The 24,764-nt window shown below is 70.3% G+C and carries 25 protein-coding genes and 1 pseudogene; 8 read left to right on the plus strand and 18 right to left on the minus strand.

What is annotated here, in order from left to right:
- Positions 1-189 precede the first annotated feature (189 nt).
- Positions 190-1,629 (minus strand): alginate lyase family protein, encoded by a 1,440-nt coding sequence (locus ACFWYS_RS15530; RefSeq protein WP_384768523.1) that lies wholly within the window; start codon positions 1,627-1,629, stop codon positions 190-192.
- Positions 1,630-1,778: 149 nt separating this feature from the next.
- Here ACFWYS_RS15530 and ACFWYS_RS15535 point away from each other — a divergent pair, with 149 nt between their 5' ends.
- Positions 1,779-2,138: a VOC family protein gene (locus tag ACFWYS_RS15535; protein WP_384767956.1), complete on the plus strand. Its 360-nt coding sequence runs from the start codon at positions 1,779-1,781 to the stop codon at positions 2,136-2,138.
- Here the strand turns inward: ACFWYS_RS15535 and ACFWYS_RS15540 are convergent, their stop codons facing one another.
- The 7 genes from ACFWYS_RS15540 to ACFWYS_RS15570 form a co-directional block, all read right to left on the minus strand.
- Positions 2,139-2,441: a hypothetical protein gene (locus tag ACFWYS_RS15540; RefSeq protein ID WP_272117433.1), complete on the minus strand. Its 303-nt coding sequence runs from the start codon at positions 2,439-2,441 to the stop codon at positions 2,139-2,141.
- Between the two features lie 62 nt (positions 2,442-2,503).
- Positions 2,504-2,962 (minus strand): hypothetical protein, encoded by a 459-nt coding sequence (locus tag ACFWYS_RS15545; protein WP_384767960.1) that lies wholly within the window; start codon positions 2,960-2,962, stop codon positions 2,504-2,506.
- A 21-nt stretch (positions 2,963-2,983) separates the two neighbouring features.
- Entirely contained in the window at positions 2,984-3,841 is an 858-nt protein-coding gene (locus ACFWYS_RS15550) for an LLM class flavin-dependent oxidoreductase (protein WP_384767962.1), read from the minus strand.
- Between the two features lie 240 nt (positions 3,842-4,081).
- Entirely contained in the window at positions 4,082-4,612 is a 531-nt protein-coding gene (locus ACFWYS_RS15555) for a hypothetical protein (protein ID WP_384767965.1), read from the minus strand.
- A gap of 16 nt (positions 4,613-4,628) precedes the next feature.
- Positions 4,629-4,856: a hypothetical protein gene (locus ACFWYS_RS15560; RefSeq protein WP_384767967.1), complete on the minus strand. Its 228-nt coding sequence runs from the start codon at positions 4,854-4,856 to the stop codon at positions 4,629-4,631.
- Positions 4,857-5,044: 188 nt separating this feature from the next.
- Positions 5,045-5,947, minus strand: a complete 903-nt coding sequence (locus ACFWYS_RS15565) for a DUF6585 family protein (protein WP_384767970.1) — start codon at positions 5,945-5,947, stop codon at positions 5,045-5,047.
- The gene (locus ACFWYS_RS15570; protein ID WP_384767973.1) at positions 5,944-7,143 is read right to left on the minus strand and encodes a BTAD domain-containing putative transcriptional regulator; all 1,200 of its coding nucleotides are present in this window, start codon (positions 7,141-7,143) and stop codon (positions 5,944-5,946) included. The genes ACFWYS_RS15565 and ACFWYS_RS15570 overlap by 4 nt, the downstream gene beginning before the upstream one ends.
- A gap of 198 nt (positions 7,144-7,341) precedes the next feature.
- On the opposite strand from ACFWYS_RS15570, the gene ACFWYS_RS15575 reads away from it, so the two are divergent.
- Entirely contained in the window at positions 7,342-9,813 is a 2,472-nt protein-coding gene (locus ACFWYS_RS15575; RefSeq protein ID WP_384767976.1) for a helix-turn-helix domain-containing protein, read from the plus strand.
- A 93-nt stretch (positions 9,814-9,906) separates the two neighbouring features.
- Positions 9,907-10,674, plus strand: a complete 768-nt coding sequence (locus tag ACFWYS_RS15580) for a cutinase family protein (RefSeq protein WP_384767980.1) — start codon at positions 9,907-9,909, stop codon at positions 10,672-10,674.
- Between the two features lie 94 nt (positions 10,675-10,768).
- Here the strand turns inward: ACFWYS_RS15580 and ACFWYS_RS15585 are convergent, their stop codons facing one another.
- Entirely contained in the window at positions 10,769-11,650 is an 882-nt protein-coding gene (locus ACFWYS_RS15585) for a methyltransferase domain-containing protein (protein WP_384767983.1), read from the minus strand.
- Positions 11,651-11,757: 107 nt separating this feature from the next.
- On the opposite strand from ACFWYS_RS15585, the gene ACFWYS_RS15590 reads away from it, so the two are divergent.
- The gene (locus tag ACFWYS_RS15590) at positions 11,758-12,219 is read left to right on the plus strand and encodes an Lrp/AsnC family transcriptional regulator (protein WP_384767986.1); all 462 of its coding nucleotides are present in this window, start codon (positions 11,758-11,760) and stop codon (positions 12,217-12,219) included.
- Positions 12,220-12,277: 58 nt separating this feature from the next.
- On the opposite strand, the gene ACFWYS_RS15595 is transcribed toward ACFWYS_RS15590, so the two are convergent.
- On the minus strand, positions 12,278-12,691 hold the full coding sequence (locus ACFWYS_RS15595) for an SsgA family sporulation/cell division regulator (protein WP_384767989.1): 414 nt from the start codon (positions 12,689-12,691) through the stop codon (positions 12,278-12,280).
- 202 nt (positions 12,692-12,893) lie between these two features.
- On the opposite strand from ACFWYS_RS15595, the gene ACFWYS_RS15600 reads away from it, so the two are divergent.
- The 3 genes from ACFWYS_RS15600 (at position 12,894) to ACFWYS_RS15610 (ending at position 17,856) form a co-directional block, all read left to right on the plus strand.
- Positions 12,894-14,582, plus strand: a complete 1,689-nt coding sequence (locus ACFWYS_RS15600) for a sigma-70 family RNA polymerase sigma factor (RefSeq protein WP_384767991.1) — start codon at positions 12,894-12,896, stop codon at positions 14,580-14,582.
- A 377-nt stretch (positions 14,583-14,959) separates the two neighbouring features.
- A complete protein-coding gene (locus ACFWYS_RS15605) occupies positions 14,960-15,928 on the plus strand; it encodes an SH3 domain-containing protein (RefSeq protein WP_384767994.1) in 969 nt (322 codons plus the stop codon).
- Between the two features lie 308 nt (positions 15,929-16,236).
- Positions 16,237-17,856 (plus strand): hypothetical protein, encoded by a 1,620-nt coding sequence (locus ACFWYS_RS15610; RefSeq protein ID WP_384767997.1) that lies wholly within the window; start codon positions 16,237-16,239, stop codon positions 17,854-17,856.
- Positions 17,857-18,034: 178 nt separating this feature from the next.
- Here ACFWYS_RS15610 and ACFWYS_RS15615 read toward each other — a convergent pair whose 3' ends face one another.
- From ACFWYS_RS15615 to ACFWYS_RS15640, 6 genes and pseudogenes are all read right to left on the minus strand, one after another.
- Positions 18,035-18,244 carry a hypothetical protein gene (locus ACFWYS_RS15615; protein ID WP_384767999.1) on the minus strand — a complete coding sequence of 70 codons (210 nt, stop codon included), beginning with the start codon at positions 18,242-18,244 and terminating at the stop codon, positions 18,035-18,037.
- Positions 18,245-18,471: 227 nt separating this feature from the next.
- Positions 18,472-18,969, minus strand: coding sequence for a hypothetical protein (locus ACFWYS_RS15620; protein ID WP_384768001.1), 498 nt, complete (start codon positions 18,967-18,969; stop codon positions 18,472-18,474).
- A 511-nt stretch (positions 18,970-19,480) separates the two neighbouring features.
- Positions 19,481-19,720 carry a hypothetical protein gene (locus ACFWYS_RS15625; protein WP_384768004.1) on the minus strand — a complete coding sequence of 80 codons (240 nt, stop codon included), beginning with the start codon at positions 19,718-19,720 and terminating at the stop codon, positions 19,481-19,483.
- Between the two features lie 547 nt (positions 19,721-20,267).
- Positions 20,268-20,867 (minus strand): hypothetical protein, encoded by a 600-nt coding sequence (locus tag ACFWYS_RS15630; protein WP_384768526.1) that lies wholly within the window; start codon positions 20,865-20,867, stop codon positions 20,268-20,270.
- A gap of 110 nt (positions 20,868-20,977) precedes the next feature.
- Positions 20,978-21,232 carry a hypothetical protein gene (locus ACFWYS_RS15635; protein WP_384768007.1) on the minus strand — a complete coding sequence of 85 codons (255 nt, stop codon included), beginning with the start codon at positions 21,230-21,232 and terminating at the stop codon, positions 20,978-20,980.
- A 421-nt stretch (positions 21,233-21,653) separates the two neighbouring features.
- A pseudogene (locus ACFWYS_RS15640) lies at positions 21,654-21,740 on the minus strand (flavoprotein); the annotation flags it as partial.
- Positions 21,741-21,785: 45 nt separating this feature from the next.
- Between ACFWYS_RS15640 and ACFWYS_RS15645 the strand changes: the two are divergent.
- The gene (locus ACFWYS_RS15645) at positions 21,786-22,643 is read left to right on the plus strand and encodes a hypothetical protein (RefSeq protein WP_384768010.1); all 858 of its coding nucleotides are present in this window, start codon (positions 21,786-21,788) and stop codon (positions 22,641-22,643) included.
- On the opposite strand, the gene ACFWYS_RS15650 is transcribed toward ACFWYS_RS15645, so the two are convergent.
- Together ACFWYS_RS15650 and ACFWYS_RS15655 are read right to left on the minus strand one after the other, a co-directional pair.
- The gene (locus ACFWYS_RS15650) at positions 22,631-23,488 is read right to left on the minus strand and encodes an aldo/keto reductase (protein ID WP_384768013.1); all 858 of its coding nucleotides are present in this window, start codon (positions 23,486-23,488) and stop codon (positions 22,631-22,633) included. The two genes, ACFWYS_RS15645 and ACFWYS_RS15650, sit on opposite strands and share 13 nt — an antisense overlap.
- Positions 23,422-24,606 carry a JmjC domain-containing protein gene (locus ACFWYS_RS15655; protein WP_384768016.1) on the minus strand — a complete coding sequence of 395 codons (1,185 nt, stop codon included), beginning with the start codon at positions 24,604-24,606 and terminating at the stop codon, positions 23,422-23,424. The genes ACFWYS_RS15650 and ACFWYS_RS15655 overlap by 67 nt, the downstream gene beginning before the upstream one ends.
- Positions 24,607-24,764: the final 158 nt, after the last annotated feature.

A 24,764-nucleotide genomic window follows, 5' to 3' on the forward strand; every position in this document is an offset into this window, starting at 1 on the left:
AAGAGACAGGCCTTAGGCCAAGAGGTACCGCGTGTTGACGCCGACCACTGCGGGCGGACACCCCCCGGCACGTCCCCTTGCCGCCGTGGGCGGCTGCGGCGCCGCGGGGGTGCTCCCTGCGGGGTGGCCGGGCCCGGCGCTCCTCGTGGCGGAGGGCCGGGACCGGGGATCAGGGTGGTGCGGGTGGGCCTACTGGGGCTCGCTGCGGGCCTTGTCGCGGCGGCGGAGGAGGAGCATGCCGCCTGCCAGGGCCGTGATGCCGGTGGCTGCCGCCCAGCCGATGATCTCGTTGGAGCCGGTGGCCGCGAGGTCGTTGGTGGAGGCGGAGGGGGAGGGGGAGGGGGAGGGGGATGCCGCGGTGCCGGTCTGTGGGCGGGGGGCCGAACCCGTGCCGGACGCGGGGTCGGATGCCGTCGGCTTGGGTGTGCTGGCTGTGGTCCTGTCGCGGGTGAACGTCAGGGTGCCGAAGCCGAGTTGGTCGTAGCCGCCGCTGTTGGGGCCGTAGTCGCCGCCGCCTCCCTCCGGGGCGGACTTCGCGGCGATCTGGGTGAGGTACGTCGTCGACAGGCCCCGGCGCTTGGTGTAGTGGTTGGCGATCATCGCCCAGATCGGGCGGGTCATCGCCGGGTCTACGGGTGCGGCCTCGGTCACCGTCTCCGAGCCCGACCAGCCGTTGATCGCGCCCTTCTTGCGAGTGTTGTCGGTGAACGGTACGTCCCCGCCCGTGGCCCACTTGGCGACGTACTGGGCGCCCTTGAAGAAGCGGTTGTCGTCGTAGCCGTACAGGTCGATGCCCTGGTTCCAGGCCATCTCGCAGAAGGTGCCCATCAGGCCTACGCCGAGCAGGGCGTGGCCCTGGTCGCGGCCCGCCTCCAGCCACTCGGCGAGGCCGTCGTCGTGCACCACGGGGATGGCGTTCCTGATGGAGCCGAGGCCCTCGCCGTGCTTGAAGTACTCGACGGCACGGGCGACCTGGGCCTTGTCGTCGCAGAAGATGCCGGTCGCCAGGACGCAGCACATGTTCGCGAGGTCCCAGTTGGTCCAGTAGTTGCTGACGACCGCGCCGTTGTGCTCGGCCAGGAAGTTGTCACTGGGCGCCGCGAAGACCTTGGTCAGCATCTCCCGGAAGCGGTCGAGCTCGAAGTCGGGGTGGTCGCGGACCAGCTCGGCGGCGTTGGCGATCTGGTAGCCGTACAGGCCCGCGGCCAGGAAGCGGTCGGCGCTGCCCTGCAGGCTGGTCAGCTTGGCCGACCAGGCGTTGAGGATCGCCACGGCGGTTTCGAGATGCGCGTCGTCTTTGCTGATGTGTCCGCGCAGGGCGTTCTGGTAGGCGGCGTGCACGTCGTTGTAGAGGGTCGCGTAGTTCTGCGGCGAGCCGGCTCCCCGGTACACGGTCGCCTGCGGGTTGGCCGTCCAGCCGCTCTGCGCGTGCCGGTTGGCGGTCAGCTTGGCGAAGCCGGCCGTGTAGGGCGCGGCGCCCGCCTTCACCTTCGCGGCCATACGGCCTAGGTCGGCGCTGGTGTGCAGGAGGCCGGGGTGGGCGTAGGTGCCGGCCGCGACGGCAGGGGTGGGCAGTACGGCCGTACCGATACCGACGGCTCCGGCTGCCGCGCCCGCGGCCTTGATCATGCTCCGGCGGCTGATCTGTCGTGTCACGTCGTCAATTCCTCGCGTGCCTGCGGCTGGGGACGGTGAGGAGACGGGGGGAGACTGCGGGGGATAACAGAAACTCCGCACGCCGATCACAGAACCCCGACGCCGATGAGGAGCCGTGTCCCATGACCATCCGCAGGATCGTGCACAACGACCAGGTCGAGTCCGTGGCGGGGATGGCCACCAGCCGGGACTTCTACGGCCTTCTCGGGTTCGAGGAGGTGATGGACATGGGCTGGGTGGTGACCATGGCGTCCCCTTCCAACCCCACCGCCCAGATCAGCTTCTTCACCGAGGAACGCACCGCACCCGTCGTCCCCGACCTCAGCGTGGAGGTCGAGGACGTCGACGCCGTGTACGCGCAGGTGGTGGCGTCGGGGGCGGAGGTCGTACGGGAGATCCGGGACGAGGAGTGGGGCGTACGGCGGTTCTTCGTACGGGATCCGAACGGGCGGGTGGTGAATGTGCTCACCCACCAGCGGTAGTCAGCCCCGCCGGTCCGCCACCGCCCAGGACGCCAGGGCGACCGCCCCGGCCACCCCGAACACGGCGGGCCAGGCGCCCACCTTCTTGGCCAGCGGATGCGAACCGGCGAAGGCGGCGACATAGGCGGCGGTCAGTGCGCCCGCGGCCTTCCCGCCCGCCCGCTGCCGCCACTGCTGGGCGGCCGCGGCGCCCGCGACGGCCAGTACGGCCCCGCCGAGCTGCCGCTTCTTCGTCCAGCGGGCCACTCCGTACCCGCCGACGAGCCCGCCCGCCGCGACCGCCGCGCTGGGGATCCTCGCCATGTGTGCCTCCAACCAGTCCCAATATCGCCGATTCACTTCTGCCGGGCCTTGTGCCACCGAGGCTAACCGGCCCCGTCCTTCCGCAGCTCGGCGCGGGCACGCAGCTCCGAGACGTAGCCCGAGCCGATGGCGCATACGGCGCCGGTGAGCGCGAGGGCCACGACGGCCGGGTTGAGGTATCCGGGCACGTCACCGCTGTCGTAGCGGTCGCCGTCGGTCGTCTCGCAGACGAAGCCGAGGGGGATGAACGTGACCGAATGGCCCGGCGTACGGCAGGGGCGGGGCGGGGTCGAGTCGGCGCCGCCGTCCTGCGCCGTCATGACCGCGCCGCAGAGGGTGAGCAGTCCCCATGCGTACAGGGCACAGGCGCCGGCGCCCGCGAGGGCGGCGAGGCCGCGCAGTACGACGGGAGCGCTGCCTCGCCGGCTGCCCCGGTCGGACAGGGTTCCGGCGCCGTAGCCGCAGAGAGCGACGGCGGTTGCGGACGCGATCACCACGAGGAGCAGGAGCAGCAGTAACACGTGACCTCCGGGCGGTGGGCGTCACACGATGTCGGCCAGGCGGTGTACCTGGTCCGGGTCGAGGCCGTAGCAGTAGAGCATGACCTCGTCGGCGCCCAGGTCGGCGAAGGCGGTGACGGCGGTGCGGATCTCGGTGGGGGTGGTGAGCAGGCCGGCCGTCATGCGGTCGGGTGTGCCGGTGAAGGCGTAGTACGCGTGCATGCGGGCGCGGGCGTCGTCGAGGACGTGCTGGGGGCCGAGCGCGACATTCACTTGGGCTACGAGGCGGGGGTCGCCGTCGCGGCCGTGGTGCTTCCAGAAGCCGCGGACCGTGTCGAACAGGCCGCCCGCCCAGGAGGGTGCCGCGGCCGCGAGGTAGCCGTGGCCCCAGCGGGCGACGCGTTCGAGGGCGGCCGGCTTGAAGCCGCCGAAGAGCAGCTCCGGGCCGCCGAGGCGGGCGGGCACCGGGCCGATCGGGCCGACGCCGTCGCCGTAGGGCTCGCCGTGCCACAGGCGGCACATCGTCGCCATCTGCTGGTCCAGGCGCCGGCCCCGGGTGCGCAGGTCGGTGCCGGTGGCGCGGTGGTCGTCCTCCCGGCCGCCGATGCCCAGACCGAGGACCAGGCGGCCGTCGGTCATCCGGTCCAGGGTGGCGGCCTGCTTGGCCAGCAGGGCGGTGTCGCGCAGCGGGGCGAGCAGCACCTCGGTCTGGACGCGGATGCGGGTGGTGGCGCCCGCGAGGAAGGACAGGGCCACCAGCGGCTCGGGGTTGTCGTAGACGAGCCGGTCGAGCAGCCCGAGCGTGCTGAAGGGCCCGGCGTCGGCGCGCCGGGCCCAGGTGACCAGGGTGGTGGGGTCGCCGATGGGCAGGCCGATGCCTACGTTCGTACCGACGTTCATGAAGGAGCCTCCGGAATGAGGGGTCGACAAGGACAGCTGCCGCCCCTCCTGCACCTCGGCGGGTCTCGATCGAGCCGTGAGGTGGGACGCTCCCGTTCTGCGGCGTGTTTCCGGGGGAACGTCTCTTCGAAGTCGGCTCACTGTAGGGCGAGTCGGCTTCACGGGACAATCGATTTCCGTGGTGACGCCGGCACCCGGCCAGGGCCGCCGAGGTCGCGCCGGTACTGCATCAGGTCGGCGTCAGGGCCGTCTGACGGCGCTGAAGCCGCAGGTGCACAGGGTGACGATGCCCGTGTACGACGAGGTCGTCCGGCCCTGGGACTCGCTGTACGTGGTCCTCTTCTCCCGGCGGTTCGGCTTGCCGCACCGCGGACACGGCCCGGCGACCGGGGCACCCCAGGGCGTGGACGGATCCAGCCGTACCACCGCGATGACCATCAGCACCGGGCAGAGCCCGGCGAGGCCGAACCCGATCCCTCGCCACACGGCGTCACTCGACTCGCGGCGGTCGGTCATCTCCTCGTACGAGTAGGAACCACTGCCGCCGCGCGAAGAGATGACGCATGTGTCGCCGCGCGTCATGGTCTGGTCGTCGCAGGTGGGCGGCTCGTCCGGGTCTCCGCCGACCGTCAGGGCCAGCAGCAGCCCGATCCCGCCCATCACCGCCGAAGCGATCAGCGCGGACATCCGGCTCCGTCCGCTCCGCCGCCGTTCGCGCTCGGCCCTGGCCCTGTCGACCAGCATCGATGTCCCGTAGTTCCGCGTAACCATGTGATCCTCCGTCTCGTCAGCGCCGGGAAGCGAGGATCAGCAGCAGGACCACGATGCCCACGGCGACCAGGCAGCCGGGGCAGCCTCCGGAGGAGCCCTTGCGGAACTCGACCATTCCGCCGGGGGCGATGTGGGGGTGGCGGCGGGCGTAGTGCGTCTCCATCGACTCTCCGCCCTGGGACTCGCTGCCCCAGGCGGTGCGGTGCCCGCACTCGCCGCAGCGGTATCGGTAGCTGTCGGCCATGCCGGAATCTCCTTGTGTGCTGGGTCGGTTCTGCGCTTGGTCGGTGCTGTGCGCGGTGGGTGCTGTGCGCGGTGGATTGCGTGTGGCGGGTTGCGTGTGGTGGCCGGCACGTCCGGAAGCGGACGGTAGGGACGGCCTGTGAAATCGCCGTGAAAGCGTGAAATCGCCGTGGGAGAAGGGGCGGTACGTCAGTCCTCGTCCCGTTCGGCAGCCGTCAGGCACTCGGCGAGGGTGTGGAGGACGCAGAGGTTCGGGATCCCGGACGCGACCGTTCCCCACACCTGCCACCGGTCGGCGGCGCGGACCGCGACGGAGCCGTTGAGGAACTCGATCCGCTGGATCTGCGCCCAGCGCAAGGACGTCCCCCGTGAGCCGATCTCCTTCCCGGTGATCCACACGGGACCGAAGACGAGCCGCGCCCCTTCGGCCAGCGCGTCCAGGGCACGCGGAACCTGGGCCTCGGCGACGGCCCGGTGGATCTCGCGCCCCCACACCTCCGGCCGGCCGAAGTCGCCGCAGCGCAGCACGATCCGCTCACCGGCGACGTCGACGAGCACATGGGCGCGGGTGAGGCCCTGCGGGGACAGCACCCGGCGTCGGCGTACCACCGTGGTGTCGTAGCGGACGACATGGATGCGGTGGTCGACGGTGGCCGTCAGGCCGTACTCGTAGAGGTCCAGCCGCGCGCCGACCCTCGGCCCCCTGTCACCGCCCGCCCGCGGCAGGAGCAGGCGACGGGCGACCCCCGCGAATCCGGCCCGCCACACCCCCGCGATCCCGGCCCGCGACCCCCTCGCTTCGGCGGTCGGCGCCCGATAGGTGGCGCGCCGCCTGCCGAGCCGTGCCCGGCCCGCGGCCTCGGAGACCCTCGCCAGCAGCAGCTCGTCGGCTCGGGCGGCGGTGGGGGTGTCGAAGTCGAAGGGGTCGGCGGCTCGGGCATCGGCGGGGGCATCGGGGTGGTCGCCGCTACGGTCATCGGCTCGGGCGGCAGGTCGGGCATCGGCGTGGTCACCGTTACGGCCATCAGCGCCGTCACCGGCACGGCCATCCCCGTGGTCACCAGCCCGGTCCCGGTCGGTCCCCTCGTTCACGCCGCACCCGCCCGACCCTGGCCGTGATCCAGACCCTGACCGTGTCCCCGCCCGGGCCCCTGACCGTGACCTTGGCCCGGGCCCTGGCCCTGGCCACGCACCTGCCCCTGCCTCAGCCCCCGCGCCCGACCCCCGTCGTCCCCCCGAAGCACCGACCACCGTGCCCGGCGCAACAGTTCACCCGGTGCCACTTCCAGCTCGTCGGCGAGTCGTGCGGCCGTGCGGTCGAACACGGCCAGTGCCTCCGCCCGGCGTCCGGCCCGGTGCAGCGCGTGCATCAGCAGCGCGGCGACCGGCTCGTTCAGCGGCTGGTCCAGGGCCAGCGCGGACAGGCCGGCGATCGCGTCGGCGACCCGTCCGAGCCTCAGCTGCCACTCCGCCTTCCGCTGGGCCAACGCCACCCGGCGCTCCACCAGCCGCAGCCGCTCCAACTCGGCCAGGGGACCGGGCAGACCGCCCAGCGGCTCACCCCGGAACAGCTCCAGCGCCCGGGAACACAGCCGCACCGCCTCCGCCAGATCACCGGCCCGCTCGGCGGCCCCGGCCGCGGTGACGAGGTCCTCCATGCAGGTCACGTCTACCTCGACCACGCCGGGCACCAGCCGGTAGCCGTACCGGTCGCGCCGGATCACCGAGTCCGGGCACTCCCCGAGCCGCAGGCCCTTGCGGAGGCGGTACACATAGACCGGTACGACGTTGCCGTCGGGCGACTCCATCCCCCATACGCCGTCCAGCAGTTCCTGTCGGCTGACCGACCGCTCCGGGCTCAGCGCCAGCGCCGCGAGCACGGCCTGCTGCCGTACCGGACCGACGTCCACCGGCTGCCCGGCGAGCCACGTCCGCAACGGGCCGAGCAGACAGACCCGGAGCCTCGCGGTGGGGGAGGGGCCGGTCCGTGCGCAGGTCGTCGTGCCCGGTGGCGCCGCCTGTCCGCGCGGTCCCTGTCCCGGTACGACCAGACCGCAGTCGAAGGCGTGCACGATGGCGGCGGCCCGGTCGCGCAGCCCCAGCTTCAGCAGGATGCGTCCCAGTTGCCCGGCCACCACATGCTCGGGCAGCGCGAGCGCCGCGGCGATCTCGGCGTCCTCCAGGCCGCAGCCGAGCGCGTAGAGCACCTCGCGTTCCTGCGGGGTGAGGGCGGCGGCGCCCGGGCGTGCCTGACATCCCTGGGATGCGGTCGCGGTCGTCGTCGGCATGGCGGTTCCCCGTTCTCCGGACCGGTCGACGCAGCCGTCGTCCCGGTCGATCACCTCGATGTCATCGAAGTTGGCCGACGTGGAGGAAACGTGGACAGGGCATTGAACCGGTCATATGTGACCGGTGCCCGGGCTACTGTCCTCACCTGCGGAAAGACGACAACTGCGGGCACAACTGAACGGGAGGGGCCGTGACCTGTGGCCAGTGAGTTCGGCGCGGTCCTGCGGCGGCTGCGCGTCCGGGAGGGCATGACCCAGGACGAGCTGGAGCGGCGTTCCGGCGTCAGTGTGAGCACCATCCGCGGCCTGGAGACCGGCAAGCGCTCCAACCCGCGCATGGCCACGGTGCAGCGACTGGCCGACGCGCTCGCCCTGGATCCCGCGGACCGCGAGGAGTTAGCACGCGCCGCCGTTCCCGGCACCCCGGGTGGCGGCGGTTCGCCGGACACCCTCGACACCCTCGACACCGACGCGCGGGGTCTGGAGGGACAAGCTCCGGAAGAACCGGCTGCGGAAGAACCTGCTCCGACGACGCCGAATCCGACGCCGAATCCGACGCCGACGCCGACACCGAAGTCGAAGCCCCCGACCCCCGACCCCCCGTCCGACGCCACCGGCCAACTCGCGAAGGCGGTCGCCGCCCGCTGGCAGCGCGAGGAGGAGCAGCGGCAGATCCAGGACCCGTACCCGCTCCCCGTCCGCTGGCGGAACGCGGGCCCGGAACTCACCGACCACTGGGCCAACATCCGCCGCCTCCCTCCGGGAGCCGCGAACGACTCCCTGGATCTGAGCGGGCGACTGGAGCACATCGCCGAGACCTACCGGGACATCCCCTCCGGACGGCTCGTCGTACTCGGCAGATCCGGTTCCGGGAAGACGATCCTGACCCTGCGCTTCGTCCTCGACCATCTGAAGACCCGCACCCCCGACGAACCCGTCCCGGTGATCTTCAGCGTCGGCGCCTGGAACCCCACCACCATCACCCTGCGCGACTGGCTCACCGAACAGCTGATGCGCGACCACCCCGGTACGGCCGCCCGCAGCCCCGGCAGGGCGAGCCTGGCCGCCGCGCTGGTCGACTCCGGCCGGGTGCTGCCGGTCCTGGACGGCTTCGACGAGATCGCCGAACGGCTGCGCCGCCCCGCACTGGAGGCGCTCAACGCCACCACGCTGCCCCTCGTGCTCACCAGCCGGCCCCGTGAATACGCCGCCGCGGTCGCCGAGACCGACGTACTGACCGCCGCCGCGGCGATCGAGCTGACCGACCTCACCCTCGACGACCTGGACGCCTACCTGCCCCGCACCACCCGCAAGACCAACCCCGCGAACCCGGACGAGGGCGCGTGGGACCCCGTACTGAGGGATCTGTGGGAGCGAGCGGCGGAGCCGGCGGAGGACGAGCCGGCGTCTCCTCTCGCCACGGTCCTGACGACCCCTCTGATGGTGTCGCTCGCCCGCACCATCTACAGCGACACCCCCGGCCACGACCCAGCCGATCTCCTCAAGCCCGAACTCTTCGCCACACCACAGGAGTTGGAGGATCATCTCCTCGACAACTTCATCCCCACCGTCTACCGCCACCGCCCCCAGGACGCCCCGCGTGACTGCGACCCGGACCGCGCCCGCCGCTGGCTCGGCTATCTCGCCCACCATCTGACCCGGCAGAAGACCCCCGACCTCGCCTGGTGGCGCTTCGGAAACGGACTGCACCGCTCCACCCGGTCCCTCGTCACCGCGCTGGTGACGGGGCTTGCCATCGGCCTCGTCGACGGCGCCGTCAGCGCCACCATCCGCGGCGAACTCATCGGCCCCCTCTTGGACGCGGCCATCGTAGGACCCCTCGCCGGGCTCATGTTCGGGCTCGTGCACTGGCTGACGTACACATTCAAGGGCAAACACGTCCCCCCGTCCGCCGTGCGCCTGCAGATCCGCGGCAGGCCCGAGAACACCTCGTGGACGGCCGGCCCCCGGCTGGTGATCGGAACACTCGGCGGGGGGATGTTCGGATTCGCCTACGGGTTCGTGGTCGGCATGGTGAAGGCATACGCCTGGACGGCCGACGGCTCGATCATGCTGCGCATCGGGTTGGTCGAGGGGCTCGTCTACGGCCTGGTCTTCTGCGTCGGCACCGGACTGACCTTCTGCCTCCTGGGCGTTCTCGAAAGCCCCCTCGATCTCGAATCGGCCGTCAATCCACGCACCCTGCTGACCACCAACCGCCGCACCGTGACCATGCAACTGCTCGTATGGGCCCCCACCTTCGGTGCGGTGGTGGGATTCGGCGGCGGAGTGGCCGTCGACCTACTGCAGGGACCACTGGGCCCTCTCCTCTGGACCTCTCAAGCGGGCCTCCTGCTCGGCCTCATCAGCGGTCTCGGCGCCGCCCTCGGCTACGCCCTCACCCTGACCGCCTGGGGCCAGTGGCTCGTCATCGCCCGCATCTGGCTGCCGCTGACGGGACGTCTGCCCTGGGCCCTGGTCACCTTCCTGGACGACGCCTACCAGCGCGGCGTGCTGCGCCAGGCCGGTGCGGTCTACCAGTTCCGCCACGCCCGGCTGCAACACCATCTCGCCCAGCACCACCTGGCCCAACGGCAGCCCACCCGGCCTCACTTGGCCAGGAGCCGCAGCCGCTCCGCCCTTCACGACGATTTCATCGCCCCTCCCTAGCGTCTCGCGACACAGCACCAGCCGGCACCAGCCGCACGTGGACCGAAAGCACGTCGGCACGTGCACCGAAACATGGACCCAGGGGGAACACCCATGCCGAAGACCAACCGACTCGCCCGCCGCGCCAAAACGGTCGCCCTCGCGGCGGCGATGACGGCCGCCGCCGCGCTCACACCCACGGTCGCCCAGGCCGACGAGGCCCCTCGCCACATCTACGTCGAGATCGGCGGCACCGGCATCGCGCAGCCCGCGCCGCAGTGCACCGGGACCTTCTACTACGCCAACCAGCACCTGCCGGAGGGCGCCGAGGTCGTCCCCGTCTGCTACCCGGCCAGCGCCGGCCCCTGGCTCAACGGGCAGAACCAGCCGGACCTCACCGCGCCGAGCTACGACAGCAGCGTCGCGCAGGGCTACGACAACCTCCTGGCCGCCACCGAGAAGACGCACCGCGAGAACCCGGACGCCCGCATCACGATCGTCGGCTACTCCCAGGGCGCCCAGGCCGCCGACGCCGTACTCGAACTCATCGCGGGCGGCGGCACCGACATCCCGCGCGAACTGGTCGACGGCAAGCTGTACGCCGACCCGAAGCAGCCCGACACCGGCATGTGGGCCAAGGTCCCCAAGGGCCTGGGCGCCTTCGGCTTCACCTCGGCCGGTCCCGGCCCCCGCGAGTTCCCGGGCGTCCCGGTCGCCCGCTTCTGCATCCGCGGCGACCTGGCCTGCGACGCCACGAAGCCGGTCGCCGCGATCGACTTCTTCCTCACGGACGTGCACGGGCGTTACGTCCAGGACGGCAACGTCATGACCAGGACGATCGCCCAGGAGGGCCTCGACGGGGTCTACTGGTCGGAGTCCTGATCGTCTGAGAGAACCCAGGTCGGGCCCAGGTCGGGCCCAGGTCAGGGAGGCTCTGACCGGGGCCTGACCTGGGTCTTTGTCAGCCCTGGTCCGCTCAGCTCCGCCCCGCGCGGCCCCGCTCCAGCACGACCGTCCGCATTCCTCCGGCCCCGCTCTCCTCGTGCCGCACCCGCAGCCCCGCCGTACGGAGTTGCTCCAGCACCCAGGCGTGGGAGAGTCGCAGCTTGCGGTAACTGTGGGCGGTGAGTGTCCAGTCCGCGTCGGCGATGGCGCCGGTTCCGGTTCCGGTGCCAGTGTCGGCGTTGTCCCGGGTGTGGATCAGGTCGTGCACGACGACCGTGTAGTCGTTGTAGTCGTCCGGGTACTCCAGGAAGCAGGTCATGATCCGGTCCTCGGTGGCCCGCACCGGCAGGAAGCGGTCGGTGCCGGTGAGGGGGACGGTGAGGTCCCGGTAGCCGAACACGGCCGTCCCTCCGGGCGCGAGCGCGGCGGCGACGTCGGCGAAGAGGGCGGCCACATCCCCGCGCGTCGGCAGATGCGTCAGCGTGTCCCCCAGACATACGACGGCCCCCGCCGACCCCGGCCGCACCAGCTCCCGCAACGCGGAGCGCACATCCGCCCGGACCGGCCGCACCGCTGGCAAGTGGGCGGCGTGCGCGGCGAGTTCGCCCAGCAAAGGGCGGCTCAGATCGACCGCGAGCACGGAGTCGAAGCCCAGCCCGGCCAGCGCGAGGCTCGTATGCCCCGGCCCGCACCCCAGATCCACGGCGAGCGCCCCGGCCACCGGCCCGGCCGCCGACTCGGGAGTCACCCCCCATGCCGCGAGGGAGTCACGCTGCACCGCGGCGAGCGCGTCGAGATCGCCGCCGAGCATCCAGGTGTAGTGCTCGGCGAGGAAACGGTCGTAGTGACGGACGGCTTGGTCTACGGGCTGCTCGGCAGCGGCAGCGGCAGTGGTGGCGGTGGCGGTCGTCATGGGGCAGGGCTCCCTTCGGTCCGGCAAGCGAAGGAAATCTAGGGCGCGATACGGGAGTTGAGCGGCTCGGCCGAAGGAAATTCGGAGCCGCGGGAAGAATGACCGCCATGGACGACACTGATTCGGCGATCCTCACCCATCTCCAGCGCGATGCACGGCTCACCAACCGCGAGCTCGCCCGCAAGGTCGGCATCGCACCCTCCACCTGCCTGGAACGGGTCCGCGCCCTGCGCGCCCGCGGAGTGATCACCGGCTACCACGCGGCCGTACAGCCACGTCTGCTCGGCCGCACCCTCCAGGCCCTGGTCTTCGCCCGGCTGCGTCCCCTCAGCCGCGAGGTGATCCAAGACTTCGAGAGCTACCTGATCCAACTCCCCGAGGTCGTCTCGGTCTTCGTGGTCTCCGGCGACGACGACTTCCTCGTCCATGTGGCCGTCCCGGACATCGAGCACCTGCACGCCTTCCTCATGGACCGCTTCAGCGCCCGCCGCGAGGTGGTGAGCTTTCGCAGTTCGGTGATCTACCGGCAGTCGGGCACACGCGTACTGACGCCCATCGCCACCGACTGAGCCGCTGCGCCGAGGAGCTGTGGCGCTCAGGAGCTGTGGCTCTCGGGTGCTCAGGCGCTCAGACGCCATCGAGCAGGGACATGAGCCCATGCTCCAGTTCCGGCCCCAGATCCTCTCTCCCCGGCGCGACGACGACGTACGAGCGCTGGAGGAACCGCCGCAGAGCCGCCGTACCGAATCTGACGGCCGCCATGCCGTGCGGCGTGTGGAACTCGATGACCGTGCGGGACCGCCCGCGCGGTCCTATCCGAACGTCCCCCAGCCCGGCGGCCCCGTCGAGCCCCTCCTCCAGGAGCGAGCGGGCGAACGTCCACGTCACCCCTGACCCGCCGTCCGAGACATGGGCGGGGAAGCCGATGTGCACGGCGAACGGGTCGGCGGCGTCGTAGCGCAGCGTGGGGCGTACGGACAGCTCCGGGTGGTCCGGGGTGACGAGGCGGGCGCGGACGGGCTGTTCGAGGGCAGGGCGCATGGGTGGGTCGTCCTCTTTCGTCTGTCGTCGTCGGTGTGTATGCGCTTTCTCGACCGTGCTGCAGGCCCGTTGATTACGCCGAACCGGAAGCCGCGCCGTGTGATCTAACTCACGCGAACCATTTACTTGAGATTTTAGTCATCTACGCTGACAAACTCGTCCGCTGCTCATCAGCTCAGCAGGCAACTGGAGCGTTCCTGCCATGTCCGACGGTTTCCCCAAGGTGCCCGCCCAGGCGTCACCTCCCGCGTCAGCCACCGCCTCGTACGCCCGTATCTACGAGGAACAGCAGCCGCGCCTGGTCGCGTACGCCCGCTCGCTGACCCGCAACAACCCGTGGGTTGCCGAGGACCTGGTCGCCGAGGCGCACTTCCGTGTGTGGCGCCGGCTGTCGGAGGGGCACGAGATCGAGAACGTACCGGCGTACCTGATGACGACGGTGCGGCACCTGGCGGCGACGACCGTCGGCGACGCGCGCGAGACCCCGCACGACCCGCGGACCGCGGAACGCACGGAGATATCCGTGCACATGGAGGACATGGCGGACCCGGCCGAACAGGTCTCCTCGGTCGACCTGTTGGTGCGTGTCCTGGGCCAGCTGCCCGAGCGCTGGGTGCAGGCCCTGTGGCTGGCGGAGGCGGAGGGCCAGCCACTGGAGGCGGTCGGTCAGCGCATCGGCGCCAAGCAGGGCGCGACGGCCGTACTGCTGCACCGGGCCCGCGAGGGCATGCGCCAGGCCTTCCTGCGCTCCCAGACCGGCGCCCCCGACGACCCCGCCTGCGAGGTCCACTGGGTGCGCATGCCGGCGTACGTCCGCGGCAACGCCACGCCCCGCCAGTCGGAACGCCTGCTCGCCCATGTGGACGCCTGCGACGACTGCCGCGGCCGGCTCGCGGTCCTGATGCGCGCCAACGACCGGCTGCCCGCACTGGTCGCCCCCGCCCTGCTGGTCTTCGCCGTCGGCGGCGCGGGCAAGTTCCTGCTGCCCTTCGCGGCCGGGTCCACCGGCGCCGCGACCGCCCTCAGCGGCCAGCTCGGCGGCGCCCTGCACACGGCCCGCCAGGCGGTGACCGGCGGCTCCGGCGCGAAGGTGCCGACAGCGATCGCCGCCGGCGCGACGGTCGCGGGCGCGGCCCTCGCGATGATGATCGCCCTCGGTGTGAACGACCCGTCCCCGGCCCCGGCCACCCCCCGACTGCCGCTGGCGGAGGCACCGGTTGCGGCACGGCCGTCGGAGGGGCCGGTCGCGGCTGCGGAGGCGCCGGGGAAGCCCGGGAAGCCCGGGAAGCCCGGGAAGCCGGGGGAGCAGAAGGAGCAGCGCCGGGTGGGTGACGGGGCTGAGTCTGTGGGGGTTTTGGCTGCCAGTGGTGGTGCCGGTGCGGGTGCGGGTGCCGGTGGTTCGGATGCGGTGGTGACCGGAGCGGGGGCGGGTTCTGCGGCTGGGTCGGGGAGTGAGGGGGCCGGCGCCGAAGCACCGGGTGCCGACGAACCCGGGGTGCCGCCGCAGGTCGAGCCGGCGCCCGAGCCTCCGGCGCCCGAGCCTCCGGCGCCCGAGCCTCCGGCGGCTGAGCCGCCCTCGCAGGAGCCGACGCCGGGAAGTGGTGAGCCGTCGGATCCGGCGCCGGGCGAGGAGGAGCCGCCGTACCCGAACGATCCGGGAACGGAGCCGCAGGACCCGGAGTCGAGCACGCCGGGCAACGAGCCCCCCGCGACGCCGGCGCCCGACCCTGCACCCGCCCCCGCTCCCGCCCCCGCTCCCGCCCCTGCGCCTGCCCCTGAACCTGCGCCCGCCCCTGCCCCCGAACCCGCGCCAGCCCCCGAACCCGTGCCAGCCCCCACCCCCGCCCCACAGCCAACGCCCGAGGACCCCGGGAGCGGCTGCGGGAATTGACCTCTACGGTGTCTCCGACCTCTCAGAACTCCCCTGTCCCTGCCTGTCCCTGCCATCCCATTCGGTCCCTGAATTCTTAACTCCGCGCCCGGAGTTAAGAATTGAGATGGTGGCGACCGGCGCACGGCGCTACGCTTCTGAATTCCGGTAGAGGCGCGCAGGAATGCGCGCACGGGGGTATCGGGGGCGTTGTTATGCGTTCAGTCATGGCCAGGGTGCTTGCTGTGCCGATAGTCGGGATGACGCTGCTGGCCACGATGGGTGTGGCAGGCTGCGACGAGTCCGACGCGTCCGGCTCCTTCACCCCGGTTTTCGCACCGGTGACATTCACGCTCGACTCGTCGGGGAAAATCACCGTTTCCGTAGGGCGATCTTTCGTGACCCCGATCGGGGTCTTCTCCGTGGACGCGGGAGTTGGGCATCAGTTCGAAATGAACCCCAAGGGCTACCTCACGGCGGTTTTCCGATACGTAAGTCCCAAACGGGGACTGGTCGAAGCGGGTTATCTCATCCGCACGGACCGTCGTGTCGAACCCGCCCTCGACGGCCAGTCCCTGGCCCCGGCCAAGGGCGGCACGCTGCGCATCGACGCCACCGATGCCGAGCCGGGCGAGACGACACGGCTCACCGTCTCCGACACCCCGCAGGACTCCCCGGTGCCCAGCACCTCGGCGCCGGGCACTTGTCCCGACTCCGGTGTCCTGGACGTCGTGCTCCCGGAGGTGTCCGTCGGCGATTCCGTGACCGACACGGTGACCGAGCTGACCGCCGCCTGCCTCCGGGTGCAGTACGCCTCCGAGGAGTCGGACGCGTCGGAGGGCGCCGTGACGAAGGTCGAAATTCCCACGACCGGCCCGGAGGGGACGGTGCGGTTGCCGCGCCCGGACGAGACGGCCTCCGGCCCCGGCCCCGGCGACAAGGTCGAGGTGGCCGCGGACCAGGCGGCAACGGTGTTCGTCGCGACCCCCGCCCAGGACCCGTCTCCGTCCGACACCGCCACCGGCCCCACGCCGGCCCCCACTTCCACGGACTCCCCGACACCCACGGACGACCCGACCACGCCGACCACTCCGACCGATCCGACCGACACGGCCACCACGACCGTCATCGGCCAGGTCAACGCTCCGGTCCGCTCCGAGCCGAGCACGGCCGGCGTGGAGGTGAGCCACATCGTCGCGCAGGGCGAATACCAGGCGTTGTGCTTCCAGCGCGGGGAAGAGGTCTCCGCGCACGGTTCCGTCAGCGACATCTGGGTCAAGCTGCTCCGCACGAACGGCGAGACGGGCTGGGTCACGGCGACCGCACTGAGCGGCGATCCGGAAACGGTCGTGCCCACGGCCTGCTGACCCGGTGCGAGTTGAGACGTCTGCCCCTGACGGACGCGGGTGTGACCCACCTCCACGGGTGTGACTCACCTCACCAAGATCGCGCAGGAAGAAAGCGGATGCTACGTCGGCGCCGCTGGCATGCTCATGCATGACTACTGGTGGGTAATCACCGTCTGCGCACACAGCCGAATCGGCCGTGTCAACATGCCGTGAAAGTCGACGAACCGGCATGCCCTGATACGCCCATCCGTGCCGCGCAGTACGTCTGCACCCCACCCGTCACCTCCTGCAGCGCACCCCCATACCCCGCTCCCGAGGACAAACGCGTGCACAGACCCAGGCTCAAGAGCCATGCCTTACTGCCGGCGCTCACCATCGCGGCCCTGCTGACCACCGGCTGTTCCACCAGCTCACCGACCACCGCCGCCGAAACACCGGCCACACGGGCGGCCGAGACCCCGAGCGCGAGCGCCGCCAAGGCCCAGGAACAACTCGCCGTCGTCTCGCCCCCGTCCGGTACGGCCACCCCCACCGCGGTGGCCGGCGGAGGTGAGGGAGCCACGGCGAGGAAGTCCTCCCTCAAGGTCGCGTCGTACGACCGGAAGAGTGGACGGGCCGTCATCAAGGCCCCCTCGTCCGCAAATCCGCCCGAAGCCCCGTCGGCGAGTTCCTCGTCGGGCCGTTCAACCGCTCCCTCAGACGGCCCCTCGACCGACCCCTCGGCCGAAGCCTCGACCGGCCCCTCCGTCGGTTCGTCTGCCGGTTCGTCTGCCGGCTCGTCCGCCGACTCTTCGAAGCGTGCCTCGGTCGCCGTCGGCGACATCATCGCCAGCGGTCCCGCCCCGGGCGCCCGCGACGGCGTGTTGGCCGAGGTCACACAGGTGACGGGCACGACGGACGACGGCGACACGACCGTCCAGACCGAACCGGCCAAGCTCTCCTCCGTGCTCGGCAAGAGCAAGGCCGAGGGCACGGTCCCGGTGGACCCGTCGGCCATGGAGGTCGAGCCGCTCGTCCGGGGAGTGAAGGTCTCCTGGGCCAAGACGGGTGACCTCCACTACGGCCCCGAGGGCGCGAAACTCCCGCTCGGCAGCCTGCGTATCGACGTGGGTGCGGCGATCGCCACGGCCGAGGGCGCCCCGGCGTCGGCGGCCGCGTCCGTGCAGGGCTTCGTCCAGCTCGCCCCCGAGGTCGAGTTCTCGTACGACGGCTCCGGCTCCGGCTCCGGCCCCGGCTCAGGCCCCGGCACCGCTGCGGGTACCTCACCCGACGGCGCTTTCCTGGGCCTGTCCGGCGACTGGGCCTCCCGGTGGTCCCTGAAGGGCCGCGCGGCCGGGTCGACCCCCGGACAGCCGATCCGCATCCCGTTCGCCGAGCTCCACGCCGACCCGGTCATCCAGGTGGGCCCCGTCCCCGTCGTCGTAAATCTCGACCTGACCTGCTACATCCAGGTGAACGCGGACGGCCGGGTCACCGTCGACGTCGAACAGAACCTCAAGGGCGACTTCCGCGTCGGCGGCACCTTCTCCTGGACCAAGGGCTGGACCCCGGTCAGCGAGTCCGACATGACCGGCGAGCCCATGAAAGCCCGCGTCACGGCGGCCGGCGACGTCAAGGCGGCCCTGGGCGCCGAGGCCACGGTGGGCCTCTACGGCACGGCGGGCGTCACCGCCGACCTCGCCCCTTACGTCCGCGCGCATGCGGACGCGTCGGCCGAGGGCTCCGTGGACGCCAAGGGAACGGCGAGGGGAACGGCGAAAGGCACCTACGCCCTCTACGGCGGAGTGGACCTGACCGGCAGCCTCCAGCTCCAACTGACCATATTCGGCACGCCCCTACTCCAGAAGAGGATCCCGCTGGGGGCGCTGCACCACGAGTGGCTTCTGACGAAGGGTGGCGGAACGGTGACGACATCACCGCCGCCCCACCCGAAGCGGACCGGCTGACCTTCCCCAGCAGCCCACGCCCAGCCCCGCAGATGCGGGCCGACCGCCTGGCTGACCATGGGCCGCGCCGAGGACTGACACCCCGGCGCGGCCCATGTCTCCTGCCGTACGGCTTCCTGCCTTACTGCTTGCTGCCGTACGGCTTCCGCTTTACGACCCTGCGGCCAACCGCATGACGTCAGTCGCCCGAGTACGAGGCCGAGTCGGAGCCCGAGCTCGACCCCCGTCCCGACCGACCCGATCGCCGCACCAACTCGCCGGCCGCCAGGGTCACGGCAGCCACACCGCGCACCCAGCGCGGGCCGCCCCGCGACGCCCACAGGACGCAGACGCACCCTCCGACGACGAGCACGAGTACGCCGACCAAGATGAGCACGATCACGCTCATCCCCCTTCTACTTCCTCAGTGGTCCGCGCATCCTCCCAGCCGACTCCGCCGAACTGGTGAACAGGGATTCGCGGTCTTCCGCAGGGGAGTCCCCGGACGGAGCCATTGGGCTGTCGGGGTGTCGGGGTGTCGAGGTGTCAGGTTCCGGAACGTCAGATGCCGGTACGTCAGGTGTCGGGAGGTCACCTTTTGCTGTGTCAGCTTGCGGGGGGTCAGCTTCCGGCCGGTCAGGAACCCTGCGAGCCCTGCGAGCTCAGCGGCATACGCCAGTACTGCCGCTTCTCCTCGTCCCGTACGACGACCCGGAGCCGCAGCAGCTCCCGGCGCAGCTCCCGCACGTCCTCGCTGTTCCCGTCCTTCTTCCGTGCCGCCGCACGAGCCCGGAGCAGAGCGTCCGCCCCCTCGGGCAGGCCGGGCATACCGGGAACCCAGCGCCTGAACTCCTCCCGATGGGGATCCTCGTCCGACCACCGGTACCCCTGCCCGCCGAAGGCATCGGAAAGCTGCTGCCAGGGCAGACCACAGTTCTCCCGAGCGATCTCCATGCCGTCAGGACCGAGCAGTACAAGCTGCTTGCCGTCCCGTACCGCGAGGGCGACCTCATCGCATCCGAACTCCTGCGAAGTGTCCCTGACCGTGAGAACCACGCGACCGCGGGACACCCTGACCGTCAGCGACTCATGCACGGCGAAGAACCCGAGAAGCAGCCCCAGCACAGCCCCCACTCCGACGGCACCGATGGTGCGCCAAGGCTGAGGTACGGAACTCACGAGCTCGGCCGGCCCGTCCAACGGCGCCCAGGGCAACGTCACGAGCCACCCGGCGAGAAGCACAACCAGCCACCCGACCAGAGCCCCGCACCCCACACAGAAGAGCACCAGAACCCAGGCCGACTCGGCGACCACGACAGCGCCCCCATCACCCGCCTCGCCCGCAACGGGCTCGCCCGAAGCCGCACCGCCCGACGAACGGCCCTTCTCAAAAAGATCCCCCGTACCCCTCATGCCCCCACACCCAAGCGTCAGCGGTCCGGTCCAACACCGTCCCGTCCCGTGTCATGCCATCCCGTGCCCTGCCGAGTCTGAAGGCACCCGGCGGCTCCGGCCATCGGCCGTTGGTCTACGACACCTGCAACTTTGGTTGTCGTAATCCTCCCCAGACAGTCCTCGGCGCCCGGGCGTGATGCCCAGGCGCCGAGATCCATATCAGCGAGCTACGTAGCACAATCCCTGTAGATCAGTGTCCGCAGCTGGAGCCGACGTGGTTGACCTGTCCGCCCGCATTGCCCTCGCCGTTGATGGCATTGCCAAGCAGACCATTGAGGATGCCGACCTGGCCGAGAATGTCCAGGTTCAGGTCGTGAGACTTGCATCCACCATGGTCGTGCGAGGGCTGGGCGGTGGCGGTGCCGCTGGCTATGAGGGTGAGGCTGCCGATCATCGTGGCCGCAACAGCGGCCTTCTGAAGCTTGCGCATTGCTCCTCCTTGAGTTGAGTAGAGCGCGCACCACCAAAGATCCATTTCGCGCTCATTTGGGAGGCTAATCCGATATCTCCCACGCCGCTTCTCGAAGCCGCCATACGGGCCATGACCCCGAATCAGCTACGGACGCCCCTGCCCCGAACCGCCCACCGCGGGCCAGGCACCCACCCTCCCTGGCTCACCGCCGTCGGCAGCCGGCAGCCGCAACCTGCCCGCCCCAACTCAGACAGTCCTGACCATCCGAGTGGCGATCCCGGGCCCGCGGCGAATCGCGGCGGTAACACCGCCCATACGTCGCTGGCAACGAACTGGCCGACAGACCGGGGCAGGGCGAGTTCGTCCGGGGCCGGTCTTCCGCTCGCCTTGGACGAAGATCTCGTCAGTGCCCTCAAGCGTCGTAGCAAGTAGGGCACTTGCAGGGGCCATGCCACGGGCACCACTGGCCAGGCCTCTGACTTGATCGTGATGCCGCGCTACCTCAATACCGTTCTGGATCTCCGACATCGCCTTGTACACCAAGGCCGTTGAACAGCTGAGGGTCTCAACCCTGCTCTCCGTCGCACACGACGGTCCCGTCAACCGTGTGCGGCACCTTCGACCCGCAGGCGACCATCTTCCAGTCCAGCCGCAGCGTGTACGGCTTCCCGTCCACCTGGTAGTCAATCCATGCGGCGTCGACGAACCCGCCTTGCTCACCGACGTCCAGGACGAACAGGAGCTCGGTATAACCGGCCCCTTCCCGGTCCTGGTCGGCACAGCTCTGCGTGATGCGGCTGCCGTTGCGGGCATCCGCGTACTGGCCGGGTGCCTTCCGCTTCTGGAAGTGCGGGGGCTTGCCCAGCGCCGCGCCGATGTAGCCCGCGTCGACACTTGCCTTCCATACCTGCGGGGTGACTGTCCGCAGCTTGAGGGAGACCGACTTCGGCTCGACCGCCGCGTGGTAGCGGATGCCGTCGAGAGTGATGGGTTCGCCGCTGGTCGAGCAGAGCAGGTAACTGCCGAACGTAACTGCCCACGGCGCGTCATCCGGTGCGTACACCGACGTGGTGCCCTGCGCGGTGTCGGACTGGAGAGGGCCCTCACCGTTGACGTGCTCCTCGCGCGAGTCATTGCTGTAGAGCCAGCCGGCCACGAGGGCCATCGTCACAGCCGCCGAGCCCAGGATCAGTGCGACTCTTCCCCTGCGCCCGCTACGTGGGCGGAGGGACCGCGGTGCGGACACGGCGGCCTCCTCGCTCCTCGAACCGCTGCTCACAGTTCCTCTTGGAAGGTCTTGCCGCTGGTGCTGATCCCCGCGGTGGACGGCTTCAGCGTGTCGACCTGCTCGCCGTCGGCGAGGTCGGCAGTCTGCGTGGCGGGAAGATCGGCACGCGGTGTGAACCGTGCCCTTTCCAGCGGTATCGCCGAATCGATCTCCCCGGTGAAAGCCACCGGATCCCCCGTCGCCGCCCGCGAAACAGGAACATTGACGAGTCCCGCGACAGCGCAGGCACCCACCGTGAGCACAGCGAGTTTCCTCGCGAACATTCTGTTTCCCCGTGTGCGAATGCACAGAAGAAACCGGAAGTGGATCCTTCCGGGTGCTTGGTCGCCGTGAACATATCAGGAACCAAGGATCGCCCTGTGTGGCCGGGGTCACGCTTGACGGGTGCCGGTTGTTTGCTCCAAATGCCCAGGTGGCGGCTTTGTGCAGGGGTCTCGGAGGCGTGCTCCGTCAACGGGAACGCATTGCGGTCGACATTGTGGCAGCACGCGAGACATATGAGGGTGACTAGATTGGGTAACGACGGCCGGATCACTCACTGGATGAGTATCGAACTCGAACTGCCTTGCCGGTCCGTCGAGTTCGGCCGAGGGCTATTGGGAGGGCATGGGATATTTAAGCCTCCTGCTAGAACCCAGCCAAGAAGGTGCCCGGCGCTGCGAACCCCCCCCGGATCTTCCGGCGGTGGGGTGCCGACGAACCGACCAGGACGCCCATCTCGCGCAGCCGCTCCAAGCTCAGCCCGTACGCGCGACAACGAGCACCTCTCACCGCACCACTGCTACGGTCGCGACCATGGCGCTCTCGGTCTCCACGGGTCAGGCTGTCGACCTACGCGTACAGCCGGTTGACGAGGTTCTTGATCGCGTCGAGCTGTCTCTCCAAGTGAGGCTGCTTCCCGACACGATGGTGCGCAAGCGCCGATCCGTGGGGGCCAGAACAGACCGCGACACCTGGGTACGGATCGAGCGGCGCCCGCTCGACAAGATCTCCGACCAAGGCTGGAACGGGACTGAAAGTGCCGCCCGTCTGAAGGGCATCGCCCAGCCCGAATGGCACGGATGTGTGGTCTGGCGGGCCACGGACGGGCCGGTGCTGTGGCGAGCCGATGAAACCGAGCTCCTGCCAGGGGCTCCTATCGGCAGCGCCATCCTGAGTGAAGCCCCGGAGCTGTCAGATGACTGGTGGGGGGCATTGAACGCGTCGTTGGACGCGCTGGCCGCCCAGAGCACGAGGCGGGTCGCCACGCCGGACACCGAGACCATCACCCAAGCCCTCGTCACCAAGTCCATCCGCGGTGTTTTCCCCGACGATCTCGATACGGCCATCGAGCAGTGGGTGCCGGCCCACGCGGACCTGAACTGGGCCAACGTGACCGCTCCGGCGTTCAGTCTCTTCGACTGGGAGGACTGGGGTAACGCGCCGCTGGGGCTGGACTCGTCCTCGCTGTGGGCGAGTTCCCTTGCTGTCCCGGCTCTGGCCGATCGCGTATGGCACGAGCGCCGGTCGGACTTCGAGAGCCGGGACGGCAAGTTGATGACGCTGTTTGCCTGCTCAAAGATCCTCGGTCCGTACGCGCACCCGGAAGATCCTCGGTTGGAACCTGCCCGGCGCATGGCCGAACAGATCATCAAGGAGCTTCAGACCCGCTGATCGCGTGAACGGTTTCGCAGGAGACTCCGGTACTCCTGGACTGTTCGTTCCTCGACGTCGCCGACCAGGGCGCCGACGAGTTCGCCCAGATGGGCGGGCTCATCAGTGCCCACAGCCACATTGCCGACCCGCGGCAGGTGATAGGCGGCTATGAACGCCGCCTGTACGCACGAGAGTTGAGGGCCGTCACCGAGGAAGACACGGGGGTCGATCTTGGCCCACACCGAGTCGCTGGTGCTGCCGCCGAAGGGGCTCATGCCCCATACCTCGCTGGGATCCAGGTCCCACGCCCTGATGAGGGCGTCCGCGGCATCCAGCGTTCTGACTCCGACGAGTAGGCCGGCGCGGACCATGAGGGTCGCTGGCCTCGGTACGGTCAAGCCAATCAGTCCCACCAAGGATGATGGATCCCAGGACGCGATGCCCCAGGCGGCGCACAGGCCCTTGCTCGTAGCCTCATCGAGGGCAGCGCATGCTTCCGTCAGCACCTCTTGGCCATGAGGGCCGGCCTCGCGGAGCGAGTGTTCCGGGTTGTGCAGGAACACCAGATCCGGCTCCTGCCCCAGGTCCCCAGCCGCCTGTGCCACGGCTGCGTGCAGCCGTACGGGGTTCAAGGAGTGCTCCGCCCCGCCCGGTCCCGGAAAGTAGCCCACCTTCGTGGAGACGATGAACTTCGGCAACAGGTCGCCGACCGTCTGCGCCAGAAGCTGATGAGAACGGAAGCCGAGGTAGTTGGTGCTGGTGTCGAGTGCCGTCACGCCGAGGTCGAGCGCCCCGGTCAGGAGCCGGCGTTCGTGACGAGACCGGTGTAGCCCGAGAACAACTCGGGGGTCAGCACCGCGCACAGCTCCTCCTCCACCAGGATCTCAGCGACCTCCGTTACTTCGGCCGCGGCCTGTTCCAGCTCGACCGGCCTGCCGCTCAGAAGCAGACGCAGGGCGGGCAGTGCCTTGGCCGCGAGAGTGAGCTTCTTCCCTGAGGCCACGACGTCGACGGTCTCTCCGTGCTTCTGAATCTGGGGCGGGAAATGGGTGGTGCACACCACGGCGTCGAGCGACCCGAGTATGTCGAGGAACGGCACGTGCCGAGGCAGGGTTGTCGCCTGCTCGTAGGCGGCCAGGAAGTCGGCCGGTGGGCGCTCGCTGACCAGCTGGGCGGCGGCCTCGGTCAGGGCGTCGGTGCCGGTTCCGCGCCGGCGGTCGAGGTCGTGGCGAAAGATCTCGCGCTCACGGCACCAGTCGCCCAGCCACGCGAGCCAGCTTGCCCCTGTGCGCTTGGTGATGCCGAACGTGACGTGAAGGCTCTTGCCGGAGCCGCTGCCGGTTCGTGTCGCCTGGTGCCAGTGGCCCCGGGGGATGTGCATGACGTCGCCGGTCCGCATCAGACCGGACCAGATGATCTCCTCGCTCGGAGTGCTGTTGGGGTCGGCGTCCCGGTACATCGGGACCGCGCGGGAGGTCGCGCGCACTTCCCACTCCTTCTCACCCGTCAGCTGGACGATGACGACATCGTGGTCGTCCCAGTGCAGGGGGAAACCGGAGGCGTCGTTCGTCGTCAGGTACGCGTTGACCTGGACTCGCTCACGGGACCACCACTGCAGGGCCCGGCACGCGACCTCCATGGTCGGGTCGAAGACGTTGGCCTGGTCCATGATCACCGTCGCGCCTTCTCCCAGGAGCCTGCCCAGGCTGCGCATGTTGACCATGGAGATGCTCTGGCCGCGGGGGCTGACGCTGTCGGTGTAGTAGATGGCCGGATGGACCTCCTCGCTCTTCTGGAAGCACCGGAACTGCGGGCGGTTCAGGCTCCTGCGCATCGCTACGTCGAGGAGGCGGTTCGGGGTCATGATGCGGGAGACGAGTGCGGGGTCGTCCATACTCCCGCGTACGAAGTCCTTGCCGAGTTCCTCGGCTCCACTCCAGCCGAGCGCTGCCTCGATGGCGCTGATCAACCGGTGTTCCATCGTGCCTCCTCCATGGGTTCGGCCACTGATGCGGGCACGGTGAGGGCCGGCGCGGCCGACCGCGACCGGCGCCAGCGGGTTCTCGCGACACGCGCTCGGGCTCGTTAGCGGCGCCTCCCGGCCACCGCCCGGGGCGGGATCCGCGGAGGCTGTGAGTC

Origin of the sequence: Streptomyces sp. NPDC059010, assembly GCF_042740355.1 — a bacterium.
Taxonomy (GTDB): Bacteria; Actinomycetota; Actinomycetes; order Streptomycetales; family Streptomycetaceae; genus Streptomyces.